The sequence below is a fragment of the Mesonia sp. K4-1 genome (assembly GCF_008017825.1).
Lineage (GTDB): Bacteria > Bacteroidota > Bacteroidia > Flavobacteriales > Flavobacteriaceae > Mesonia.
The window spans coordinates 42,450-66,591 of the sequence record NZ_VRLS01000037.1 but is presented as its reverse complement, the minus strand read 5'-3'; the positions used below and the strand labels follow the sequence as shown (position 1 = coordinate 66,591).

The 24,142-nt window shown below is 35.6% G+C and carries 20 protein-coding genes and 1 tRNA gene; 11 read left to right on the top strand and 10 right to left on the bottom strand.

Annotated features, from left to right (window positions below):
- Position 1: 1 nt before the first annotated feature.
- Positions 2-769 (bottom strand): polysaccharide biosynthesis/export family protein, encoded by a 768-nt coding sequence (locus FT986_RS06175; RefSeq protein ID WP_147864329.1) that lies wholly within the window; start codon positions 767-769, stop codon positions 2-4.
- Between the two features lie 188 nt (positions 770-957).
- On the opposite strand from FT986_RS06175, the gene FT986_RS06170 reads away from it, so the two are divergent.
- From FT986_RS06170 to FT986_RS06150, 6 genes are all read left to right on the top strand, one after another.
- Complete coding sequence (locus FT986_RS06170; RefSeq protein ID WP_255505924.1) at positions 958-2,931, top strand: nucleoside-diphosphate sugar epimerase/dehydratase; 1,974 nt, start codon at positions 958-960, stop codon at positions 2,929-2,931.
- A gap of 67 nt (positions 2,932-2,998) precedes the next feature.
- Positions 2,999-3,532, top strand: coding sequence for an RNA polymerase sigma factor (locus tag FT986_RS06165; protein ID WP_255505923.1), 534 nt, complete (start codon positions 2,999-3,001; stop codon positions 3,530-3,532).
- A gap of 54 nt (positions 3,533-3,586) precedes the next feature.
- Positions 3,587-3,793 (top strand): hypothetical protein, encoded by a 207-nt coding sequence (locus FT986_RS16060; protein ID WP_222706186.1) that lies wholly within the window; start codon positions 3,587-3,589, stop codon positions 3,791-3,793.
- Between the two features lie 3 nt (positions 3,794-3,796).
- Positions 3,797-4,651, top strand: a complete 855-nt coding sequence (locus tag FT986_RS06160) for a FecR family protein (RefSeq protein ID WP_147864327.1) — start codon at positions 3,797-3,799, stop codon at positions 4,649-4,651.
- Between the two features lie 28 nt (positions 4,652-4,679).
- Positions 4,680-7,289 (top strand): TonB-dependent receptor, encoded by a 2,610-nt coding sequence (locus FT986_RS06155; protein WP_147864326.1) that lies wholly within the window; start codon positions 4,680-4,682, stop codon positions 7,287-7,289.
- Between the two features lie 3 nt (positions 7,290-7,292).
- A complete protein-coding gene (locus FT986_RS06150; protein WP_147864325.1) occupies positions 7,293-8,126 on the top strand; it encodes a DUF4249 domain-containing protein in 834 nt (277 codons plus the stop codon).
- Positions 8,127-8,428: 302 nt separating this feature from the next.
- Here the strand turns inward: FT986_RS06150 and FT986_RS06145 are convergent.
- From FT986_RS06145 to FT986_RS06125, 5 genes are all read right to left on the bottom strand, one after another.
- Positions 8,429-8,502 (bottom strand) — tRNA-Asp (locus FT986_RS06145).
- Positions 8,503-8,588: 86 nt separating this feature from the next.
- Entirely contained in the window at positions 8,589-9,518 is a 930-nt protein-coding gene (locus tag FT986_RS06140) for a DUF58 domain-containing protein (protein WP_147864324.1), read from the bottom strand.
- Between the two features lie 83 nt (positions 9,519-9,601).
- Positions 9,602-9,919, bottom strand: coding sequence for a thioredoxin (trxA, locus tag FT986_RS06135; protein WP_111539495.1), 318 nt, complete (start codon positions 9,917-9,919; stop codon positions 9,602-9,604).
- Between the two features lie 117 nt (positions 9,920-10,036).
- On the bottom strand, positions 10,037-14,422 hold the full coding sequence (gene dnaE, locus FT986_RS06130) for a DNA polymerase III subunit alpha (RefSeq protein ID WP_147864323.1): 4,386 nt from the start codon (positions 14,420-14,422) through the stop codon (positions 10,037-10,039).
- A gap of 239 nt (positions 14,423-14,661) precedes the next feature.
- Positions 14,662-15,327, bottom strand: coding sequence for a DUF6252 family protein (locus tag FT986_RS06125; protein WP_147864322.1), 666 nt, complete (start codon positions 15,325-15,327; stop codon positions 14,662-14,664).
- A 137-nt stretch (positions 15,328-15,464) separates the two neighbouring features.
- On the opposite strand from FT986_RS06125, the gene FT986_RS06120 reads away from it, so the two are divergent.
- From FT986_RS06120 to FT986_RS06110, 3 genes are all read left to right on the top strand, one after another.
- Positions 15,465-16,013 (top strand): 30S ribosomal protein S16, encoded by a 549-nt coding sequence (locus tag FT986_RS06120; RefSeq protein WP_147864337.1) that lies wholly within the window; start codon positions 15,465-15,467, stop codon positions 16,011-16,013.
- Between the two features lie 15 nt (positions 16,014-16,028).
- Positions 16,029-16,553 carry a ribosome maturation factor RimM gene (rimM, locus tag FT986_RS06115; RefSeq protein WP_147864321.1) on the top strand — a complete coding sequence of 175 codons (525 nt, stop codon included), beginning with the start codon at positions 16,029-16,031 and terminating at the stop codon, positions 16,551-16,553.
- A 66-nt stretch (positions 16,554-16,619) separates the two neighbouring features.
- A complete protein-coding gene (locus FT986_RS06110) occupies positions 16,620-17,339 on the top strand; it encodes a tRNA1(Val) (adenine(37)-N6)-methyltransferase (RefSeq protein WP_147864320.1) in 720 nt (239 codons plus the stop codon).
- On the opposite strand, the gene FT986_RS06105 is transcribed toward FT986_RS06110, so the two are convergent.
- Complete coding sequence (locus tag FT986_RS06105) at positions 17,336-18,571, bottom strand: DEAD/DEAH box helicase (protein WP_147864319.1); 1,236 nt, start codon at positions 18,569-18,571, stop codon at positions 17,336-17,338. The genes FT986_RS06110 and FT986_RS06105 overlap by 4 nt on opposite strands.
- 96 nt (positions 18,572-18,667) lie before the next feature.
- Positions 18,668-20,266, bottom strand: coding sequence for a hypothetical protein (locus FT986_RS06100; RefSeq protein ID WP_147864318.1), 1,599 nt, complete (start codon positions 20,264-20,266; stop codon positions 18,668-18,670).
- Between the two features lie 158 nt (positions 20,267-20,424).
- On the opposite strand from FT986_RS06100, the gene FT986_RS06095 reads away from it, so the two are divergent.
- Complete coding sequence (locus FT986_RS06095) at positions 20,425-21,603, top strand: acyl-CoA dehydrogenase family protein (protein WP_111539503.1); 1,179 nt, start codon at positions 20,425-20,427, stop codon at positions 21,601-21,603.
- A 270-nt stretch (positions 21,604-21,873) separates the two neighbouring features.
- On the top strand, positions 21,874-22,641 hold the full coding sequence (locus FT986_RS06090; RefSeq protein ID WP_147864317.1) for a DUF3050 domain-containing protein: 768 nt from the start codon (positions 21,874-21,876) through the stop codon (positions 22,639-22,641).
- 75 nt (positions 22,642-22,716) lie between these two features.
- Here FT986_RS06090 and FT986_RS06085 read toward each other — a convergent pair whose 3' ends face one another.
- On the bottom strand, positions 22,717-23,046 hold the full coding sequence (locus tag FT986_RS06085; protein ID WP_147864316.1) for a 2Fe-2S iron-sulfur cluster-binding protein: 330 nt from the start codon (positions 23,044-23,046) through the stop codon (positions 22,717-22,719).
- 2 nt (positions 23,047-23,048) lie between these two features.
- Complete coding sequence (locus FT986_RS06080; RefSeq protein ID WP_147864315.1) at positions 23,049-24,110, bottom strand: NAD(P)/FAD-dependent oxidoreductase; 1,062 nt, start codon at positions 24,108-24,110, stop codon at positions 23,049-23,051.
- Between the last annotated feature and the right edge of the window lie 32 nt (positions 24,111-24,142).

Below are 24,142 nucleotides of genomic sequence, written 5' to 3'. Positions count from 1 at the left end.
TTTATCTAAATATCAAAATTGCGGTACTTAACAATATCGAAAATACCGAAAGAAGGGTTCCTAAATTACCAATAATCCCTGCTGATTTTACCTTGGCATTGTTGGGTTGGACATACACCACATCATTTTGTTTTAAAAAATAATATTCACTGTTCATCCACTCACTCGAGGTTAAATCTATGAGTACATGCTCCCTACCTTCTTTGGTTTGTCGTATCAATAAAACCTCTCTTCTTTCCCCTTGTATAGTGAGATCTCCTGCCAAACCTAGAGCTTGCGGCAAACTCACCGTTTCTTCAGCAATGGTATAGGTACCGGGTGCTTTTACCTCTCCGATCACCGAAATTTTAAAATTTACCAGTCGAATTCTTACGGTTGGGTCTTTTACAAATTGTGAAAGTTGAGTTTCAAACTTCTTTTGTAGCTCCTGCGTGGTATAACCTTCCACTTGAACCAAGCCTAAGCCTGGGTAATTGATATTCCCCTCTTCATCGACCAGGTAACCTTCCAGCTTTAAAATATCTCCTTGTGCTTGCCTTGTCTGCGCCCCAATATTTTTATCAAATTGATAAGGTAAAATAGCGGCTTGACTTAAAGCAGTAAGGTCTATTTTAAGAATATCATTAACTTCAATCGTAGGGTGGCTATAGATTTGATCTACTTTTACCAAAGATGTATTTTCAATATCTTGAAAGTATAAAATTTCCTTTTTACTAGAACAACTAAAGAGGAGTCCGCAAAAAATAAATGCTAAAATTATCTTTTTCATAGCTGCAAATATAATCAACTTTTCATTTTATGCAGCATTCCATAGATTTAGTTGGCTTAAGTTGAGCTCTTCTAGCTCTCAACATTTAAAGCTTAAATCCTTGCAAATTGTTAAAATTTAATATAAATTTAATGAAACATCCCCGCTATAAGTATATATTTGTCCGTTAAATTACTAGCTGCATGGCTATGGCAAGAAAAATAAAAGTACAATTCCTCAAATTGATCAGGCCCTTGGTAAAAAATTATGTACCTAGGAGGTTTATCTTTATGATTGATGTTTGTATTGCTTTTATAGCAGCACAGGCAGCATTTTTTCTTATCCATTCTGCCACAGGAGCAGATCACCCTATTTTTACGTTTACTTGGCCACTTTTTGCCATTGTAGGTATTCAAGCCATTTATTATATCATCGTCAAGTCTTATTTTGGATTGGTACGTTACTCTAGTTTTAAAGATGTGATCACACAATTGAAAGTAACTTCGCTAAGTGTAGCTACCATACTGTTGGTCAATCATATTTATTACTTAACCAGAAGCACTAAACTGATTTTAGATGCAGGGGTGATTATTTACGGGTTCATTACCTTTTCCTTGCTTTTCTTTTTTAGGGTATTGGTGAAAAGAACCTACCAAAGTATCAATGCTAGCAAAACTTCTACCAGTGCGTATATCTTAGGAACCGATCGAGCCGATATTGCTATGGGAGAAGGATTGATCTCTGAGCATTCTGATTCTTTTAACATTATTGGTTTTGTAAATTTAGATAATCGTAAGATGCTTACGCGTATTTATAATTTACCTATTTACTCGATTTCGCAATTAAAATCTTCAAACACCTTAGCCAAAGCGATTATTGTTAGTGATGAAAAACTGCAACACATAAAGAATGAAGACAGCTCTATTTTAAATGAACTGCTGGATCTTAAATTAAAAATATACAAACTGCCTAAAATTCAAGATTACAATAGTAATCCTTCTTTTAGCTCTCTAAAAGAAGTGAAAATTGAAGATCTCTTACAGCGTTCTCCTATTAAATTGAACAACCTTAAATTATCTGCGCTTTATAAAGACAAAGTGATTTTAGTTACTGGGGCTGCAGGATCTATTGGTAGCGAAATTGTAAAACAACTCATTCCTTTTTCTCCAAAGAAAATTATCTTATTAGATCAGGCAGAAACTCCGCTACACGACATTTCTCTATGTCTAGATAAAGAATATTCTAGTTTGGTGTATGAAAAAGTGATTGCCAATGTACGAAGTAAAAAAAGATTAAGGGAAGTTTTTAAAACCTACCAACCCCAAATTGTTTTTCATGGAGCTGCTTATAAGCATGTACCTATGATGGAAGCCAACCCCATAGAGTCTTTAAGTGTTAATTTTTATGGAACTCGAAATTTGGCAGAACTGGCTACGGAGTTTAACATAGAAAGGTTTGTTTTTGTAAGTACCGATAAAGCGGTAAATCCTACCAATATTATGGGTGCCTCTAAAAGAGCTGCAGAAATTTACATACAATCTTTAGCCAAGCTACCTCAACAAAAAACCACCTTTATCACTACAAGATTTGGAAATGTTTTAGGTTCAAACGGATCGGTTATTCCTCACTTTAAAAAGCAGATTGCAGAAGGCGGACCCGTAACCGTGACCCACCCTGAAATTACACGCTACTTTATGACCATTGATGAAGCCTGCCAGTTGGTTTTAGAAGCCGGAGGAATGGGAAATGGAGGCGAGATCTATGTATTTGATATGGGTTCTCCCATTAAGATCATCAATTTAGCACACCACATGATAAGATTAACGGGATTAGTGCCTAATGAAGATATCGCGATTGAGTTTACAGGCTTAAGGCCAGGGGAAAAGCTTTACGAAGAATTGTTAGCCGATAAAGAAACTACTTTGCCTACACATCATGAAAAAATTATGATTGCACAGGCTACACATACCTACGATTCTTCTCAAGAAACACAGTTATCTGAATTACTCCAACTCATTAAACAAAACAACATTCAAGAGGCGCTACAGAAGCTAAAACAATTAGTTCCCGAATATACCCCTGCAAATATCGATGACTTTAAAATTGATAAATCTTATGTTCAACCACATCAAATAGCATCCTTTACTGATATTAGTCCTAAAAAGATTTCCGATAAGTTATAAGGAGTTTCTTTAAGCTTGCATAAAATATTTTTCTAAGTAAATAGTTATACCATTAGCTAATTGTATTGTGGTGATAAATAAAAATACCGACAGAAAACTTATAAAGCTTCTTAAAAAGGGGAATCCTAAAGCATATAAAGAAGCTTACTTCTTATTTTACGATCACCTTATTGGGGTGGGTTCTTATTTTAACTTTCAGTTGCTCACTCCAGAAGATTTTGTTCATGAAACCTTTCTTAAATTGTATGAAAACAGAGCGCTTTTAAAAGAAGAAGTAAGTTTTGAAAAACAGTTATTTGTTATCTGTAAAAACCTTATCTTAAATCATCTTCAAAGAGAAAATAAAGTAATCCGCTTAGAACCTTCATTTTTAAAGGAGGTAGAGGAAGAGGAAAGTTCACTTAAAGAAATTGAACTTCAAATAGAACAACTGCACCGACTTATACAGCAGCTTCCGCGACAGCAACAAAAAATTTATAGCCTCCATAAATTACAAAACTATTCCTATAAAGAAATCGCTGAAATCACCCAGCTCTCTCCTAAGACTATTGCCAATCATATTTACCTTGCCCATCAATTTATTTTAAAAAAAGTTGAATAAGCATTAGGAACTTTTACTTTCTCGTTTGTCTTATAAGAAAAGAGATCTATTAAGATGGTAGAAGTATTTAAAACCAATGTTTCCACAGTTCGCCAAGTAGAGCGGATGATAAAAATTTTACAACTTTATTTTTCAGATTGTCATATTAATTTTGACTTGGAGGATTGTGATCGTATTTTAAGGATGGAAGGCAATCGAGAAAATTTTGATTTAACTTCAAATGTTCTACTCCAAGAGGGATACCTCTGCGAAAAATTATAAATTATGGATTCTAATCATATAAATAAGGAATTTGAAAACCTTTGGAATAAGTCTCATCCTAAAAAAGCTACCGAAGAAAAAGAAGCCGCTTGGGAAAAGTTTAACCAAGAAGTATTTAAAGAGAAAAAAGCACACAAAACTTCGTATTATAAATATGCTATAGCAGCTTCTCTTCTGATTTTAATAGGGGTTACCGGTTTACTCCCTTACCTGTCGCATGAAACCAGCACTAGCACCCCGTTATTAGCAGAAACTAACATTATCAAAAACCCTACTACCAGTCTTAAGTTGGTGTATTTACCTGACAGTTCTCAAATTGAACTCGCCGCTCAGGCTGAAATCAGTTATGCTAAAGATTTTAAACAAAATAGAAAGGTGCACTTAAAAGGAGAAGCTTTTTTTAACGTCACCAAAGACAAAGCACATCCATTTCAAGTTGATCACAAGCAAACCACTACTACCGTGCTCGGAACCTCTTTCCGCATCAGCAGTCCTATAAAAAATAAAACTCAAGTAGACTTATATGAAGGAAGTATTCAAATGAATGTTGAAGGCTCTGCTAAAAATTGGTTAATTGCTCCGGGAGAAAGTTTTATTGCTGAAGATGATCAAGTAAAAATAATAGCTTTCAATTTGTTTAAAGAATTTAAGAACGCCCCCTTACACGAGTTGATCAATTATATAGAGACTAATTACCAATATAAAGTTGAATTTCAATCAGATAAAATCAATAAAAACATCACCCTCAAAATTAAGAAGCGAGAATCATTAGATCATGTGATTCAGGTTTTAGCTCAAGTTTACAACTTAGATTACCATATAGATCACCAACAGAAACGCATCACATTTCAATCTTAATACCTCATCTTACTAACTTAACCACACTATGAAGCCAACGCTTTTAATCTTATTCTTTTGTTGCTGTTTTCAACACCTAAAAGCCCAACAAATACACCTAAAAAAGGAACCCTCTAATTTAAAAGACTTTATTCAGCAAATAGAAAAACAAACTCCGTATACCTTTGCTTATAGCGATAGTGTTAACCTGAATTGGAAAATATCTGATGCTATGAACCTCGATGAGTTGAATAAAGAAAATTTAATTGCTCAACTCAATCGAAATCAGCATTACGATTTTCAACTTATTGGAAATACCATTACCGTAAAAGCTCTTAAGAATGTTTCACAACAAAGATTTCAGCTTTCTGGAACCATAGTTGACCCTAATGAACAGGCTTTAGCAGAAGTAAATATATATGTAAAAGAGCAAGCTACGGGAACCACCACGAATGAAAAGGGAGAATTCTCGCTACAATTGCTACAAGGAACTTACACGTTAATCATCACGTATTTAGGTTTTGCTGATAGAGAAGAAACCGTAAAGCTTACTAAAAACACCAAGCTTAACCTCTCTATGGAAGAAAGCGGAGAATCCCTAGAGGAAGTGATTATTACCCAAAATGATAAAGCGGTAGATATTAAAAAACCACAAATGAGCGTTAATAGTCTGTCCATGCAAGAAATTAAGCAAATTCCTGTAGCGATGGGCGAACCCGACCCCTTAAAGTCACTTTTAACCCTGCCTGGGGTGACCAATGCTGGAGAAAGCTCCTCTGGTTTTAATGTACGAGGCGGAGCGGCAGATCAAAATTTAGTGCTTTTAGACGGTACTCCTATTTATAACGATTCGCATATGTTTGGGTTTTTCTCCGTATTTAATGCCGATGCCGTGAATCATCTAAAACTATACAAAGGCGGAATTCCCTCTAAGTTTGGCGGGCGAGTATCATCGGTTTTAGACGTGCATCAACATACTGGAAATGATCAAGATTTTGACGCCGAAGGAAGCATTGGACTTATCTCTAGTAAGCTAAAAGTTGAAGGACCTTTACAAAAAGACAAAGGTTCTTTTATGCTTGCCGGAAGAACTTCTTATGCGCACTTGTTTTTAAAATTAGCCGATAATGATAATTCCGCTCAATTTTATGATATCAATACCCAACTCAACTATCGAATGAATGACAAAAATGCTTTAAGTTTTTCTGCCTATTACGGGAATGACATCTTTGATATTAGTGATAATTTTTTGAGCACTTATGGGAATACGATGGCTAATCTAAAATGGCAACATCGTTTTAATGATGACATCAATACGCACCTCTCCCTTTTTTATAGTGATTACCAGTTTAATTTAAGTTTTAACTCTTTAGATTTTAAATGGGAAAGCAATATTAAAAGTTACGGACTTACCTACGATTGGAAACATTACTTATCTGAAAATATACAACTCAACTATGGCGCCCAAGCGATTTACTATACATTTAATCCAGGCACTTTGCAGCCAGAAGGAGAAACTTCCCAGTTTAACTATCAGCAATTAGATAAAAAGTATGCTTTAGAACCTTCCTTTTTTCTTGATGTTGAACAACGTATTACCGAAAAACTTAATGTACGATACGGTTTACGCTATAGCATGTTCTATCGTTTTGGTCCGCAAAGCATCAGCACCTATGAAAATAATCAACCCGTGATTTATAATGCTGATTTTAATATCTATGAAGAAGCAGAACCCAATGGCACTAGAAATTACGAGAAAGGAGATCAAATTTCTAGTTTCGATAATTTTGAACCCCGCATAGCGATTTCTTATGCTTTAAACGATGACACCTCTTTTAAGGCGAGTTACAATAGAATGGCACAGTATCTTCATATGATCTCTAACAGCCAATCTCCTACTCCTGTGAATATTTGGACTCCTAGCGGTCCGTTTATAGAACCTCAACTCCTTAACCAGTATGCTTTTGGATATTTTAAAAACTTCAGTAACAAAATGTATTCTCTAGAAACCGAGGTATTTTATAAAAATATTGACAATCGTATAGATTATGTAGATGGCGCCGACCTCATCGCAAACAATAATATAGAGCGCGTGATTTTAAACGGAAAAGCGCGCGCTTATGGATTGGAAGTTCTATTCAGAAAAAACAAAGGGAAATTTACAGGTTGGGCATCTTACACCCTTTCTAGAGCCGAACAAAAAACAACGGGAAATACGGCAGAAGATCCAGGTATTGCCAATGGTGATTGGTACTTATCGCCTTATGATAAGCTACACAACCTTAACCTAACCGGAAATTATGATTATAGTGATAAGTGGTCTTTTAGCGCCAATTTTAATCTGCAATCAGGACAACCCGTTACTTTTCCTAATGGCTACTATGAAATTGGTGGGATTCCCGTTCCTAATTATTCGCTTAGAAATGAAAATCGACTCCCTACCTATCACCATTTAGATTTAGCTGCCACATACACCCCAACACAAAAAAAAGAGAAAAACTGGCAAAGCTATTGGGTGTTTAGTATTTACAACGTTTACAATCAAAAAAATGCCGCCTCCATTCGCTTTACCACCAATGATGATACTGGAATAAATGAAGCCCGACGCTTATCTATATTTGGTATTTTACCAAGTGTTTCTTATAACTTTAAATTTTAAACCATGAGTCTATTAAAACCATATATACCAAAATTAAGTCTGTTTTTTATCCTTTTCTCTACTCTACTCTTCAGCTCTTGCGAGGATGTTATAGATGTTGACTTAGACTCTAGTAGTGAACGTCTGGTAATTGATGCTGAAATCCTCTGGAAGAAACAAACCGATGGTACTCAACAAGAAATCAAATTAAGTCGGTTAACCAATTACTATGAAACCGAGACGATCAAGGTTTCCGATGCTCAAGTTCTCATTAAAAACAGTGTAGGAGAGAGTTTTATATTTCAAGAATCAGAAGAGGAAGGCACTTATAAGTGTACCGATTTTCTCCCTCAATTACTAGAAACCTACACGTTGGAGATTGTGGTCGATGAAGAACTTTATACTGCGACGGAGACGCTGATTCCTGTACCTGAAATTAACAGAATAGAGCAAGATGATGAAGGAGGATTTTTAGGGGATGAAATTGAAGTGAGCTTTTTTTACAACGACCCCATAGACGAAACTAATTTCTATTTAACCGATATACGCACCACTTTCTTACCTCTTCCTGAGTACAATCTTACCGATGACGATTTCTATAACGGAAATGAAATTGAAGACAGTTTCTCTGATGAAGATTTAGAAGTTGGAGACGATATAAGGATTACGTTTAGAGGGATTTCAGCCTCTTTCTATAACTATATGAATTTAATTCTTGAAACTACCAGCGGAAACCCTTTTTCGACTCCTCCAGCTAACATAAGAGGGAACATCATCAACCAAACCCAAACGGAAAATTATGCTTTGGGTTACTTTCGACTTTCTGAAGGTCATCAATTTACCTATACAGTTGAGTAAACTTACAGTACTGTAAAGCAAAAAAGCCTATTCATCACTTGAAAAGGCTTTTTTGCTTTGTACGTATTTCTATATAACACCCTAGCCCTTTGTTCAGAACTTAGAGTAGCTTTGGCACACCTTAAAAATTGACTTTTGACTCGCAATAGCCTAAAATAAAAAAAGCCTCTCCTTCTTACAGGAAAAGCTCTTCATTGGTTTAACACTACTTAAACCTAGATGTCAAGCTTGAACTTGACATACACAACACAACTTCGTAAAAAAAAGCCTCAATGTGACATTGAAGCTTTTTAACAATTTTGCGGTCTGGACGAGACTCGAACTCGCGACCCCCTGCGTGACAGGCAGGTATTCTAACCAACTGAACTACCAGACCGTTGCTTAATTGCGAGTGCAAATATATACTCTTTTATCACTTCAGCAAAATTATTTAAAGCTTTTTTTCAATTTATTTTCAATAGATTATTTAAATTTTTGTCTTTCAACAAGATAGGTTGTCAGAATTTTATCAAAATTTTCTTTAATATCTACGGGAACATATTTAATTCGGTATTGAAGACACATCTGTGATAAATGTTTTACATATTCTTTTAGTTCTTTTTGATAAGCTTCTTTTACATTTTCCGCGTAAAGCGGTATCACCTCTCCTGTTTCAACATCAGTAAACCGCTTAGGAGTTTCATCAAATTCAAAATCGATTTCTTTTTCTTTATCAAATGTATGAAACAACACTAACTCGTGTTTATTGTATTTTAAATGCCGGAGAGCTTCAAATAAGCGCTGCTCCTCCTCTTCTGCCTGAAACATATCCGTAAACAAGAAAACAAGAGATCTCCGCTTTAGCTTCTCTGCAATTTGGTGCAAATAGGTATAGGTTTCTGTTTTTCGCTGCTGCGGAATTTTCTTTAATGTTTCTTCTAATTGATGTACCAGTAATTGAAAATGCCTTTCACTTCCCTTCTCTGGTAGATAATAATCATAATCTTCACTGTATAGACTTAATCCCATGGCATCTCGTTGCTTCTTCAACAACTTCATTAAACTTACCGTCGCTAAGGCGGAAAAACCAATCTTATTATATTCTTTTAGGCTCTGTGTTTTTAATCGTGGATAATGCATAGAAGAGGAATTATCGATGATCACATGACAGCGTAGGTTAGTTTCTTCTTCATAGCGTTTGGTGTAGAGCTTATCTGTCTTTGCGTACAGCTTCCAATCTATATGCTTGGTACTTTCTCCACTGTTATAAATCTTGTGCTCTGCAAACTCTGCCGAAAAGCCGTGAAACGGACTTTTATGCATTCCCGAAATAAACCCCTCTACAATTTGATTGGCCAAATGGTCTAAATTTCCAAATCCCTCACTCTTATTTATTTCTTCTTGCAGCTTCATTTTTAATGGTTGGAGTTTTGTCTAAAATAAAAAAGGTTTAGCAATTAAGCTAAACCTTTTTTCTATAATCTTAAAAGAGTGATTTATAATAACTCGTCGATTGCTTTTGTATAAGCATCTTTAGGAGAAACTCCTACTTGGCGACCTACTAACTCACCTTTATTAAAAACCAATACTGTAGGAATATTTCTTACTCCGTATTTAGCAGCAAATTCTTGGTTAGCATCTACATCAACTTTACCTACTACGGCTTTCCCGTCGTAGTCTTTACTAATTTCGTCGATGATTGGTCCAACCATTCTACAAGGTCCGCACCAAGCAGCCCAAAAATCTACCAATACAGGCTTATCACTATTTAATACTTGCTCTTCAAATGTAGCGTCTGTTATTTCTAATGCCATAATTTTAATTTTTATTGATATACAAAAATAGTCAAATATTTTAGATCATCCTTACACTTAAGAATGGGTTTCTATTATTTAGGCATCAATTTAAGTTATACCTCAATGATTTCAAATTTAATTTAACTTGTACTGGATGTTTTGAGACTCTAACTCTGTAATTAATTCTTGACAAATTTTTACTTTCTGACGCCTACTAGGCATATGGAGTTTTATTTTTTCTTGCAGTTCATACACCACAAAATTGAGCAAATGATCTCCTTTATGAATGTGAAACAATTCTTGAAGGGATATAATTTGCTGATCGCTCAACTCTTCAACATTCAATTGAATGGTGAGTTTTTTTGCGTTTTCTTCGATGACATCGTGCAGCAAACTAAAATCTCTAAACTGTATTCTAGGTTCTCCTTTTTTTCCTGTGTCTTTATTCGTCCATCCTTCTTTAATAAATAACCTTACGCGCACAAAATTATTGATCATTAAAAAGTGACGGTGTTTTAAGTATTCTTCTCCAAAAATTTTAAACTCATAAGATTCATTATAATCTTCTACAGTAAATATCGCCCAACCTTTTCCATTTTTACTCACCCTATGTTGCACATCACTTACTACTACCCCCATCGTAAACTCTTTATTTACTTGAGTGCTTAAATCACTTAAATAAGCTAAAGATGAGTTACAGAAGTATTTCATTTCTAACCTAAAATCATCTAAAGGGTGTCCCGAGATATAAATACCCACCACTTCTCTTTCTTTACGGAGTTTTTCCATCGTACCCCATTCTTCGCAAGGAGGAACTACAGGTTCTGGAATTTGTACATCACTCGCCTCTCCAAATAAACTCACTTGAGAAGAGTTTTGATTCTCTTGATACTTTGCCGCGTATTTCACCACCTTTTCTAAAAAGGTAACTCCGTCTCCTTCATCGTGAAAATACTGTCCTCTATGAGTCGGCTTAAAGCCATCAAAACCTCCTGCTAGTGCTAAACTCTCAAAAGCTTTTTTATTGGCTGCTCTTAAATCGATGCGTTTAGCCATATCAAAAATAGACCTATAAGCGCCATCTTTTCTATTCTCTACAATGGTTTGTACCGCTCCGCTACCTACACCTTTAATCGCTCCCATTCCAAAACGAACGGCATTATTTTTATTTACTGAAAATTTAAAATAGGATTCATTCACATCTGGACCCAAAACTTCCAACTTCATACGCTTACATTCTTCCATAAAGAAGGTAACGTTTTTAATATTATTCATGTTATTAGAAAGCACCGCCGCCATATATTCTGCTGGATAATGTGCTTTTAAGTAAGCGGTTTGATAAGCAATCCAAGCATAACAAGTAGAATGCGATTTGTTAAAAGCGTAACTCGCAAAGGCTTCCCAGTCTTTCCATATTTTTTCTAACTTTTCGGGATCATGACCTTTCGATGCAGCTTGGTTGATAAATTGAGGCTTCATTTTATCTAATACTGCCTTTTGCTTCTTACCCATGGCTTTACGCAAAACATCGGCTTCACCTTTGGTAAAATCGGCTAACTTTTGTGAAAGCAACATCACTTGCTCTTGGTATACCGTAATCCCATAGGTTTCTTGCAGGTATTCCTCCATATCCTCCAAGTCATAGGTAATTTCTTCATCCCCATGTTTTCTGGCAATAAAACTAGGAATATACTCCATTGGACCTGGTCGGTACAAGGCATTCATCGCAATAAGATCTTCAAAAACGGTAGGTTTTAAAGCCTGCATATGTTTTTGCATTCCAGGAGATTCATATTGAAATATCCCTACGGTTTCTCCGCGTTGGAACAAAGCGTAAGTTTCTTCATCGTCAAGCGGAAAGTTCTCTGGATCTAAATCGATTCCATGTCGGCCTTTTACAATTTTAACCGTATCCTTAATCAGGGTTAAGGTTTTTAATCCCAAGAAGTCCATTTTTAATAACCCCGCATCTTCTACTACGGAGTTATCAAACTGGGTAACATATAAATCTGAATCTTTTGCTACAGAAACTGGTACATAATTGGTGATATCTCCCGGAGTAATAATCACCCCACAAGCGTGAATCCCGGTGTTTCTTACCGAACCTTCTAAAATTCTAGCCTGATTAACGGTTTGCGCTTCTAGATCACTCCCTTCTGCTATATTAAGAAGTTCATTTACTTTATCTACTTCTTCACTTCTAAACTTAGATCGGATTCCCTTTTCGTCTAGTGCAAAAATCTTATGCAGCTTCGACATATCTGGAATCAACTTCGCTATCCGGTCGGCGTCGCTTAAAGGTAAATCTAATACCCTAGCTGTATCTCGAATGGACGATTTTGCGGCCATGGTTCCGTAGGTAATAATTTGCGCTACTTGATTGGCTCCATATTTTTCAATCACATAATCCATCACTCGACTCCGACCTTCATCATCAAAGTCAATATCAATATCGGGCATACTTACACGATCTGGATTTAAGAAACGCTCAAAAAGCAAATCGTATTTAATGGGATCGATATTGGTAATCTTTAAGCAATAGGCCACAGCACTTCCTGCCGCAGATCCCCTTCCGGGTCCCACCGAAACATCCATCTTTCTAGCTTCTCGAATAAAATCTTCTACAATTAAGAAATATCCGGGGTAACCCGTGTTTTCAATTACCGAAAGTTCGAAGTTTAAACGCTCGGTGATATCATCAGTAAGTTCTCCATAGCGCTCTTCGGCACCTTTAAAAGTAAGGTATTTTAAATACGCATTCTCTCCTCTTTTACCGCCATCTTCTTCGTCTTTTACATCTAAAAACTTTTCTGGAATCGTAAATGCAGGTAACAAGACATCTCGAGCTAATACAAACGGCTCAATTTTATCGACTACCTCTTGAATATTGGTAATCGCTTGCGGCAAATCTTTAAAGAGATCTTTCATCTCTGTAGCCGACTTAAAATAGTATTCTTGGTTAGGTAAACCGTAACGATAACCACGTCCTCTACCTATAGGCGTTGCCTGTTTTTCCCCGTCTTTTACACATAATAAAATGTCGTGAGCATTCGCATTTTCTTTATCGCAGTAATAAGTATTGTTACTCGCAATCATCTTTATTTGATGTTGCTCTGCAAATTTCACCAATACGGGATTTACACGGTCCTCATCTTCCTGCCCGTGGCGCATTAACTCTATATATAAATCTTCTCCAAACTCCTCTTTCCACCAAAGCAAAGCTTCTTCAGCTTGGTTTTCTCCAATATTTAAAACCTTACTTGGCACTTCTCCATAGAGGTTTCCGGTAAGAACAATAATATCATCCTTATATTTTTTGATCACCTCTTTATCTATACGAGGCACATAGTAAAAACCATCGGTATAAGCGACCGAAGACATTTTTGCTAAATTGTGATAGCCTTTTTTATTTTTAGCCAACAATACAATTTGATAGCCATTATCTTTTCTAGATTTATCTAAATGATTTTCACAAACAAAAAATTCGCAGCCTACAATGGCTTTTATTTCTCTTTCTTTAAATTCTTCACCATTCTCTAAAGCTGCTTCTCTTTTTGCTTTTATCTCACCATTATGTTTCGCTACTGCGGAAACAAAATGAAAAGCCCCCATCATATTCGCGTGATCGGTTAAAGCTACTGCTGGCATATTCTTTTTTGCGGCTGCCGCTACCAAATCGTGTACGCTTATGGTGGATTGTAAAATGGAGAATTGACTGTGATTATGCAGGTGAACAAAATCTTCATCTTGAAGCACTTCAATATTTTCTTGAATCTCCGCTTCAGAAAGGTCTTGCTGAGGTTCCTTTTTTGCCATTTTCTTACGAATGGCTTCCGAAGCTTTTTTAAGGTTAATGTGTTTTAAACCTATTAACGGAATAACTTGTGGATTCTCTTCAGAAAAATTTTCAAAATAATCTGGACTTACATCCAGTTCTTCTGCGGTAAAAACACGAAGACGAATCAGCTCCAAGAAACATCGGGTAGTAGCTTCTACATCGGCTGTAGCATTATGCGCTTCGGCAAAGGGTTGTTTAAAAAGATGCTGGTGTAATTCCGTTAAGGTAGGAAGCTTAAATTTTCCTCCTCTACCCCCAGGAATCTGGCAAAGCTGGGCGGTTGCCTCGGTACACGTATCTAAAACCGGAAGTTCAGTTAGGTTATTTTCCACCCCTTCACGGAAAAATTCGGCCCCCATGATATTGATATCAAAACCTACATTTTGACCGACAACAAATTTAGTTTTTGATAAAGCCGTTTTAAATCTCGCTAAGCCTTCCTCTAAAGAAATTCCCTCCTCTTGAGCGAGCTCAGTTGAAATTCCGTGAATCTTTTCGGCATCATAAGGAATGTTAAATCCGTCAGGGCGAATTAGAAAATCTTCATTCTCAATCAAATTCCCCATCTCATCATGCAATTGCCAAGCGATTTGAATTGCTCTTGGCCAATTATCTGAATCGGTAATTGGAGCATCCCAACGCTTTGGCAATCCGGTAGTTTCGGTATCGAAGATTAAATACATGTACGCCTAATTTTTTGCAACTATTGAACGTATAAAATTAGGAATTCATTTAGGTTTAGGAAAGTTTAGTTATCAACAAAAAAAAAGACTATTTATAAAAAATAGTCTTTAAAATTTGGGGCAAAATGTGTTTTTGCTTGTAGGTTTGTAGATAACGTAACTATTTTTAAAGTATTGTGCACAAACAAAAAAACTTTAGTTTCCTAAAGTTTTTTTTGTTTGAGATCGTTGAAAACAGTTTAACTTTCACAACTTCCTAAAGTATCTAAAATAGCTTGTAGATCTCCGCTTTCATCACCACAAGCTTCTATTTCTTGATCTAACGCATTACGATACGCATTACACACCAATTGTAATTGCTCTGTATTATTAGGGTCTACATCATCATAAGCTAATTTAGCTGCTAATCTTATATTTTGAGCTTCTTCACAATCTAAATCTGAGCCCGGAGTACTTGGAGTTCCTGGGTTAGTTAAAGGCACATCAAAGAAAGAACCTTTACTAAAGTTAATAGTATCTCCTACTCCATTCTCTAAGGCATTAAAATAAAATTCTCCCGAAAGTCTTCCACCTTCTATTCTAGTAATCTCTATTTCTCCATCTCCGTTTTCTCCGGTTAAATATAAGACTCCGTTAAAGTCCTCAAAAGTAGCCTCATTGGTTACGCTACCTCCAAAAGAGTAAATCCCTTCTTCGTAAGCAGAAGCTGTTAAGGTTACCACTTCATCTGAAGAACTACCCGTTAAGGTCACCGACCCATCTTCGTTAAGCGTTGCTGTTGAACTTCCAGATCTAAAGAAAATATCCTCTACTTCTCCTTGTATAGAAGGGGTATTGGTTTCAATATCGTCTCCACAACTTATTACAAAAAGACCAAGCAGCGCAATTAAAAAGATTTTTTTCATGGGTAGGTTAAATTTGGTTATAATAGTTACAAATGTAAAAGAAAAAATAATAATCTTTTTATTAACAGTAAAAAAATATGATGTATCTTTGCCAGATTATTAATAATCGAGGTCGAGAACCTCAAAATTTAATTTTTATGCCTGTAAAAATAAGATTACAAAGACACGGTAAAAAAGGAAAACCTTTTTACTGGATCGTAGCTGCAGATGTGCGCTCAAAAAGAGATGGTAAATACTTAGAGAAATTAGGAATTTACAATCCAAACACTAACCCTGCAACTATTGAGTTAGATGTAGATAGTTCTGTAAACTGGCTTCAAAATGGAGCACAGCCTACAGCAACTGCTAAAAACATTCTTTCTTACAAAGGTGTTTTATTAAAAAATCATTTAGCTGGAGGTGTTCGTAAAGGCGCTTTAACTGAAGAACAAGCAGAAGAGAAATTTAATGCTTGGGTAGAAGAAAAGTCTGGAAGAATTGATGCGAAGAAAGAAAACCTTTCTAAAGCAGATCAAGAAGCTAAAGACAAAGCATTAGCTGCTGAAAAAGAAGTTAATGACAAGCGTGAAGCTGATGCAAAAGCTGCTGAAGCTGAAGCTCTAGCTGCCGCTGCTGCTGAAAATGAAGCAAAAACTGAAGAAGCTGAAGCTAGTGCTGATGCAACTGAAGAAGAAAAAGAAGCTTAAAAATAACCTAACGACGTGCGTAAAGAAGATTGTTTCTATTTAGGTAAAATCGTTAGTAAGTTTAGCTTTAAGGGTGAATTGCTGATCAAATTAGACACCGACGATCCCGAACATTATTTAGAAATGGAATCAGTTTTTGTGGAATACCGCAAAAAATTGGTTCCATTTTTTATTGATAAATCTTCCTTACAGAAAAGTGAACTTCTTCGTGTAAAATTTGAAGATATCGATACCGAAGAAGATGCTGAAGATCTTCTTAAAAGAGAAGTCTATCTTCCCTTAGACCAATTGCCAGCTCTAGAAGCCGATCAATTTTATTACCATGAAATTATTGGATACCAATCTATAGACAAAAATTTTGGTAAAATTGGCACGCTCACTGGTGTTAATACCAATACAGCGCAAGCGCTATTTGAAATTGATCATCAAGGAAAACAGATTCTTATTCCTTTAAATGATGATTTTATCAGTAAAATTGACAAAGAAAATAAAGTTATACATCTAGACGTTCCAGAAGGCTTGATTGAAATGTACCTTTAAGCAGTAGTGAGAGGTTAGAATTGAGTAAAAAGATCAATGCAGAAATAAAACTGACTTCTAAACACTATGTCCAAACCCTTCCAATTTAAAGAATTTATCATAGAACAAGATCGTTGCGCGATGAAAATTGGCACCGATGGGGTTTTACTAGGTGCTTGGACTGCAATTAATGACCATACTTTTTCTATCTTAGATATTGGTGCAGGAACAGGCGTTATCGCCTTAATGCTTGCTCAAAGAAGTCAGGCAGAATTGATCGATGCCTTAGAAATTGACGAAGACGCCTACGAACAATGTGTTGATAATTTTGAAAACAGTCCGTGGGGAGATCGTGTATTTTGTTACCATGCCGATTTAGATGAATTTACGGAAGAATTCGAGGACGAAACCTATGATTTAATCGTTAGCAACCCTCCATTCTTTGAACCTTCTTTAGCAGAAACAACACCTGAATCTCGAAAAAAGGCTCGTTTTTATGATGCGTTGCCTTTTGAAGATCTCTTAAAAAATACCGCGCAACTACTTTCAAAAAAAGGAACTTTTCAAACTATAATTCCTTTTTCTGAATATGAGGATTTTATCCAACTAGCCAGTAAAAACCAACTTTATTTACAGCGGGTCACCTACGTAAAAGGCAACCAAACCACTCCCATAAAACGTGTGTTACTCCAATTGGGTTTTGAAAAAATAACGATAGAAGAGCAAACTCTCATTATTGAAAAAGAAAGACACGTTTACACGGAAGCTTATACCGACTTAGTTAAAGACTTTTACTTAAAACTTTAATTTGATTTTTTCTTGTTCCTAGAATTTGAATTTCTTCGAGAATTAGGTTTATAGGATTTTTTTGGAGGTTTAGCTGAGCTTGAATCCCCTTCTTCTACCACTACTTCATTAAACTCATGTTTAACCACAGGTAAACGCTGATCTATAAGTTTCTCGATGGATTTTAAGTACGGACGCTCATCTTTATCACTAAAAGCAATTGCATTTCCACTTGCTTTCGCCCGGCCTGTTCTTCCTATTCTATGTACATAGGTTTCTGGTACGTTAGGCAAATCAAATTGTACTACTAATGAAAGTTGTGAAACATCAATTCCGCGGGCAGCGATATCGGTAGCTACCAATACATTGATTTTCCCATCTTTAAATTCATTCAACACCTTCTGACGTTGGTTTTGCGATTTATTTCCATGAATCGCAGCAGATTGAATTCCAGCTTGACTGAGTTTCTTTACAATTTTATTAGCTCCGTGTTTTGTTCTAGAAAACACCAAAACGGTCTCAAAAGGTTCTGTTTTCAATACGTGAACCAGCAACTTCGTTTTATTTTTCTTAGGTACAAAATAAATGGCTTGATCTACTCGCTCGGCAGTGGTGTGTTGCGGCGCAATATTTACACGTTCAAAATCTCCTAAAATTTGTTTTGAAAGCTCAATAATCGATTTAGGCATAGTTGCCGAAAAAAATAAAGATTGTCTTTCTTGAGGTAACTTTTTTAAGATCTTTTTAATGTCGTGTACAAAGCCCATATCCAACATCTGGTCGGCTTCATCGAGCACAAAATGATTTACATTTTTTAAGGAAATAAATCCTTGATTAATCAAATCGAGTAACCTCCCAGGAGTTGCTGTAAGTACATCTACCCCTCTTTTTAAGGTTTTTACCTGTGATTCTTGCTTTACACCTCCAAAAATAACGGTGCTTCGAATATCGGTATGCTGAGCATAAGCTCGTATATTATCATCAATTTGAATTGCTAATTCTCGTGTTGGAGTGATGATAAGCGCTTGTATTTTTCTTTGTTTTTTAGGCGGCACACCTTCTGCCAAATGCTGTAAAATAGGAATGGTAAAAGCTGCTGTTTTTCCAGTACCTGTCTGTGCTGACCCCAACAAGTCTTTTCCTTTTAATAAAACAGGGATCGCCTGTGCTTGAATAGGTGTAGGTTGTGTATATCCTTTTTCGGCTAACGCCTTTAATATGGGCTCAATAACGCCCAATTCTTTAAATGTCATATCTTGTTATAAGCCGCAAAGGTACGCTTATTTTAGGGATTTTATATTCTCTTCGAGATATCCTGTTATAAACATTAATTTTGAATAAAAGATTGTTTATTCCCAAGCGTTTTCAACAGATCTTTCAAAAGGAACACCTGTTGAAGGTAACGGCAAATCGTTTCTCAATAAATTACCATCTCTATCAATCAAAGAAAGTGAGGGAAAATGAAGAACTTGTTGCGTTCTTACTTTTAAAAACCTTAACAATTTAGAATCACCTATATTTAATAGTCTATATTGATTTTGAACACCGAGTTCCTCTTCATATAATTGCGCTCTTTTTTCCCAAGTGGAAATTGACTTATTTAAATTTATATATATGAATTGCACCTCTTGGGATTTTTCTAATTTCTTACGAGATAAATTTCCTTTTTGCATATCTATATCCTCATTAGGTAAAAACCTATCAAAATATAAAATACTAAATTGCTTTTCTGTTAATACCGTTTTTAAGGTCATAGTATCACCTGTGGAAAAACTAATTATTTTTTCTTCTAAGAAAGAAGAAGGGATTTGTGAGCTACTACTTTGCAGTTTATTTTCAATTTCACTCATAGCCATTTTTTGAGAAGCAGTTAGTTTTTTTTCTCTATAGGCTGAAATTTGCTTTTGCAGAAACTCCTTCTCTACACTTCCCCTCCCAAAACCACCACTATAATAATAACGCCTAATCAACTTTCCTTGTAAATTAGTCATCAAAGGATTATCGATATTATCTTCTATATATTGACGTTCTTTCTTAAAATTTTCGATGGTATAATTAGAAGATTTATTTCCTGAAAAATAACTCCGGATAACGGCTTCCAAACTACGTTGATAATAATCATTTCCCACAAGATCTGGTTGATCAAAATCTTTTAATTGAATGTCATCCAAATAAGTTTCTAAATTAAATGGCGCTTCTGTGGAGTTTTCATTTTTTTCAATAATTGAAGTTAATCCTTGCATCGTGTTCACGTACAACCTATTTACAGGGTCCCACTTAGATCTTGGTGACAATAAATTATACAAATACTCAAAATAGAGTTCTTCTTCTACTTCTTTGACAAATTCCTTTGAAACCTGGGGATTCTGCTGAATATAATTTTCAAAAAAGACTTTTCGGGAATTGTAGAGGTTTTTTGCTCGGTTTTTATAATTTATTAAATCGTTTTGATAACCCACTTTAGACCAAGCCAAATTACCAGGATCTAATTCGGAGAAGAAATTATAATTTGCTGCATTTTTTCCTTCAAATTTAATATTACTTCCATCGACGATAAAATTGAGACTGTCACCTGGACTTGCAAGAACTCGAGTATTGAAAACTTTTATACCCTCCTTTAATTTAATTCCACTACGAATTTCAAGCACTTGAGGTTCGCTTATTTTTGGAATAATAAGTTTAGAATTTTCTTTTCTTAAGCCCGTATACTTACTTGTTTTCTCATCTGGATCTACCCCATAGAAATATCCATAATTAGTGACTTGAATATATTCTATTTTTTCAAAACTTGCTGAATCAGAAGTCCAAACTATATCAGTAACCCTAGTATCTTTTAAAACTCTATCTTCTTTTTTATGAAATTCTTTTGATTGGCTTTTTTGATTGTTTTTGCAACTTGTCAAAAAGCATAGACAGAAGAAAATGTATATAATATGGTAATTTTTCATTAGTTATATATTACAAGAAGAATCCTTTAAATTTATATAGAAAATAAAAAGATCGTATATAAATTTTATGATAAAAAATTATTACTTATAAAATTGGCGACTAACACCTCATTCGTTAACTTTACCCTTAAGATTTTTAACAATAGAACCTAATATAGATGAAACCTGATTTATTTCAAGCCCCAGACTATTACAATATAGACGATTTATTAACCGAAGAACACCTTATGGTGAGAAACGCTGCCCGCGATTGGGTAAAAAAAGAGGTTTCTCCAATTATTGAGGAAGCTGCTCAAAAAGCAGAATTCCCTAAATCTATTATTGGCGGTCTTGCCGAAATTGGCGCCTTTGGTCCTTATATTCCTGCAGAATATGGTGGTGCAGGATTAGATCAAATCTCTTATGGTTTAATTATGCAAGAAATTGAGCGTGGCGATAGTGGTGTTCGTTCTACAGCTTCTGTACAATCTTCGTTAGTCATGTATCCTATCTGGAAATATGGTACCGAAGAACAACGTAAAAAATACTTACCCAAATTAGCTACGGGAGAATTTATGGGAAGCTTCGGTTTAACCGAACCCGATCATGGTTCTAATCCGGGTGGAATGACTACCAATTTTAAAGATAAAGGCGATCATTATTTATTAAACGGAGCTAAAATGTGGATTTCTAATTCTCCTTTTTGTGACGTTGCCGTAGTGTGGGCAAAAAATGAAGAAGGAAGAATACACGGTCTTATCGTAGAACGTGGGATGGAAGGATTTTCGACCCCAGAGACTCATAACAAATGGTCTTTAAGAGCTTCTGCTACGGGAGAGCTGATTTTTCAGGATGTAAAAGTTCCTAAAGAGAATTTATTACCCAACAAAAGCGGACTAGGAGCGCCATTAGGTTGTTTAGATTCTGCGCGTTACGGAATTGCCTGGGGAGCTATTGGAGCAGCGATGGATTGTTATGATACGGCTTTACGCTATGCAAAAGAACGTATTCAATTTGGCAAACCAATTGCTGGTTTTCAGCTACAGCAAAAAAAGCTTGCTGAAATGATTACCGAAATCACCAAAGCTCAATTGTTAGCTTTACGCCTAGGTCAGTTAAAAAATGAAAATAAAGCCACAAGCGCACAAATCTCAATGGCTAAAAGAAATAATGTAGATATGGCGATTACCATTGCTCGTGAAGCTAGACAAATGTTAGGCGGAATGGGAATTAGTGGAGAGTACAGCATTATGCGCCATATGATGAATTTAGAAAGTGTAATTACCTATGAAGGAACACACGATATCCATTTATTAATTACAGGATTAGATGTAACCGGTATTTCTGCATTTAAATAGGAAATACTTAGAGAAGATCATCACAAGGGCAACGTTTACAACGCTTGCCCTTTTTTATATATTTATCACAACACTTTTTCTTCAAAGGCTTTGAAGTAGCAGAAACTACTCCATCTACTTGAAGAAAATCTATTGATCTTTGAGAATAAAAAATAAGAATTCCAATCATATATTATTATCAACAAAAACCGTACAGCTTTTTCTTTTGGAAAGTTAAATAACACATTGTAAATACGCTTAATTCGCTGTAATTTTGAAAAAAAAATTGATATGAATTTAGCGCATATAGAATCAGCAATAGAACCTTATAAAAAGCAATTGCTAGAACATACTTTATACGAAAAGATTAAAACGCCTAAAGACCTGCAAGTTTTTATGGAGCATCACGTTTTTGCTGTATGGGATTTTATGTCTTTATTAAAATCTTTACAATCTAGTTTAACACATACTTCTTTTCCCTGGTACCCCGTTGGCAATCCTGAACTTCGATACCTTATTAACGAAATTGTATTAGCAGAAGAAACCGATATTAACCTTGACGGAAAAAGACAAAGTCACTATGAAATGTATTTGGATGCGATGCAAAAAAGTGAAGCCAATACAGAAGCTATCCACAATTTTGTAGATCATATTCAGCATGGTACCGATATCTATTTAGTCATTGCATCGAGTGATATTCCTGCAAGCATTAAAAAATTTTTAAAATTTAGCTTCGATGTGATCTATAGCAGAAAACCACATTTAGTTGCTGCCGCCTTTACTTTTGGAAGAGAAAATCTAATCCCAGCAATGTTTACTTCTATTATCGAAAAAGTACAACGTAATTTCCCAGAGCAGGACCTTAGTTTATTTAAGTACTATTTTGATCGGCATATTGAATTGGATGAGGATGAACACGGACCTATGGCTTTGCAAATGGTCAAAGAGCTTTGTGAAAACGATGAGCAAAAATGGAAAGAAGCCGAAACCATCTCGATAGAGTCTTTACAACACAGAATTATGCTCTGGGACGGAATAGAAGAAAGCATCTCATCTTAAGCAAAAACCATATAGCTATAAAACAATAAAGCCTCTAAAAATAGAGGCTTTATTGTTTTATAAGAAAATTGAATTTTAAGACTCTGGAGCCAGTTTTACCTTTAAACCTTCCATTTCTGGAAGAATAGGGATTTGGCAACCCAACCGGCTATTATCCTCTACGTAAAATGCTTCTGCGAGCATAGCTTCCTCATCATCTTGCATTTCTGGCAATTCAGTATCAGAAAGCACGTAACATTGACAAGAGGCACACATCGCCATTCCGCCACAAACACCAATTGTTCCCTCTGGAGCGAGCTCATATGAACGTACCACTTCCATCAAATTCATCGCCATATCTGTAGGCGCATCTATCGTATGCTCTACATTATCTCTATCAATTATCGTAACTTTTATATCACTCATCGCTAATTAATTGCTTTAACCACGGCCTTTGGCGCTTCTTTTTTAGTACCATCAAACCCCGTAACTCCGCCTACCGTAGTATACTTCATCACATATTTTTTGTCTGGAAAAATTCGCTGGTATGCACTCTGGCACATTAAGGTAGCTTCATGAAATCCGCAAAGTATAAGCTTTAATTTTCCTGGATAAGTATTCACATCACCAATAGCATAAATGCCAGGAATATTCGTTTGATAATCTAAGCTATTATTTACTTTAATGGCATTTTTCTCAATTTCTAATCCCCAATCGGCTATAGGACCTAACTTAGGTGAAAGTCCGAATAATGGAATAAAGTGATCTACCTCTAAAAGAATCTCTTCAGAAGCTTCATTATTTTTACGGATTAAAACGGACTCTAATTTCTCATTACCGTTTACCTGATCAATTTCTGCAGGAGTGATTAGGTTAATCTTCCCGATATCCTTTAATTCTTTTACTCTATCAACAGAATCTAAAGCACCTCTAAATTCATTTCTACGATGAACTAGGGTAACTTCTGACGCGACATCGGCTAGAAAAATGCTCCAATCTAATGCAGAATCTCCACCTCCCGCAATAACCACTTTTTTATTGCGGTAAAGCTCTGGATCTCTAATGATATATTCTACTCCTTTATCTTCGAAATTTACAATGTTAGCAATAGGAGGTTTTCTAGGCTCAAAACTACCTAAGCCTCCTGCTATAGCTACTACTGGGGCGTGATGTTTAGTTCCTTTATTGGTAGTGACGATAAATGTACCATCATCTAATTTGTCTATAGTTTGTGCTCGCTCACCTAAAGTAAATCCTGGCTCAAATGCTTTTATTTGTTCCATCAAATTATTTACTAAATCTCCTGCTAAAACTTCAGGGAAAGCGGGAATATCGTAAATAGGCTTTTTAGGGTAAATCTCTGAGCATTGTCCTCCTGGTTGAGGCAAAGCATCTATAAGGTGACACTTTAATTTTAATAAACCTGCTTCAAACACTGTAAATAAACCAGTAGGTCCGGCTCCTATAATCAGTATATCTGTTTTAATCATAACTCTTTTCTACTCTTGGGTCTTCAAATCCG

Bases quoted from the DNA above. Each gene is read 5' to 3' on its own strand.
- FT986_RS06175 (WP_147864329.1), bottom strand. From the start codon at position 769: ATGAAAAAGATAATTTTAGCATTTATTTTTTGCGGACTCCTCTTTAGT.
- FT986_RS06170 (WP_255505924.1), top strand. From the start codon at position 958: ATGGCAAGAAAAATAAAAGTACAATTCCTCAAATTGATCAGGCCCTTG.
- FT986_RS16060 (WP_222706186.1), top strand. From the start codon at position 3,587: ATGGTAGAAGTATTTAAAACCAATGTTTCCACAGTTCGCCAAGTAGAG.
- FT986_RS06160 (WP_147864327.1), top strand. From the start codon at position 3,797: ATGGATTCTAATCATATAAATAAGGAATTTGAAAACCTTTGGAATAAG.
- FT986_RS06155 (WP_147864326.1), top strand. From the start codon at position 4,680: ATGAAGCCAACGCTTTTAATCTTATTCTTTTGTTGCTGTTTTCAACAC.
- FT986_RS06150 (WP_147864325.1), top strand. From the start codon at position 7,293: ATGAGTCTATTAAAACCATATATACCAAAATTAAGTCTGTTTTTTATC.
- FT986_RS06140 (WP_147864324.1), bottom strand. From the start codon at position 9,518: ATGAAGCTGCAAGAAGAAATAAATAAGAGTGAGGGATTTGGAAATTTA.
- trxA (WP_111539495.1), bottom strand. From the start codon at position 9,919: ATGGCATTAGAAATAACAGACGCTACATTTGAAGAGCAAGTATTAAAT.
- dnaE (WP_147864323.1), bottom strand. From the start codon at position 14,422: ATGTATTTAATCTTCGATACCGAAACTACCGGATTGCCAAAGCGTTGG.
- FT986_RS06125 (WP_147864322.1), bottom strand. From the start codon at position 15,327: ATGAAAAAAATCTTTTTAATTGCGCTGCTTGGTCTTTTTGTAATAAGT.
- FT986_RS06120 (WP_147864337.1), top strand. From the start codon at position 15,465: ATGCCTGTAAAAATAAGATTACAAAGACACGGTAAAAAAGGAAAACCT.
- FT986_RS06110 (WP_147864320.1), top strand. From the start codon at position 16,620: ATGTCCAAACCCTTCCAATTTAAAGAATTTATCATAGAACAAGATCGT.
- FT986_RS06105 (WP_147864319.1), bottom strand. From the start codon at position 18,571: ATGACATTTAAAGAATTGGGCGTTATTGAGCCCATATTAAAGGCGTTA.
- FT986_RS06100 (WP_147864318.1), bottom strand. From the start codon at position 20,266: ATGAAAAATTACCATATTATATACATTTTCTTCTGTCTATGCTTTTTG.
- FT986_RS06095 (WP_111539503.1), top strand. From the start codon at position 20,425: ATGAAACCTGATTTATTTCAAGCCCCAGACTATTACAATATAGACGAT.
- FT986_RS06090 (WP_147864317.1), top strand. From the start codon at position 21,874: ATGAATTTAGCGCATATAGAATCAGCAATAGAACCTTATAAAAAGCAA.
- FT986_RS06085 (WP_147864316.1), bottom strand. From the start codon at position 23,046: ATGAGTGATATAAAAGTTACGATAATTGATAGAGATAATGTAGAGCAT.
- FT986_RS06080 (WP_147864315.1), bottom strand. From the start codon at position 24,110: ATGATTAAAACAGATATACTGATTATAGGAGCCGGACCTACTGGTTTA.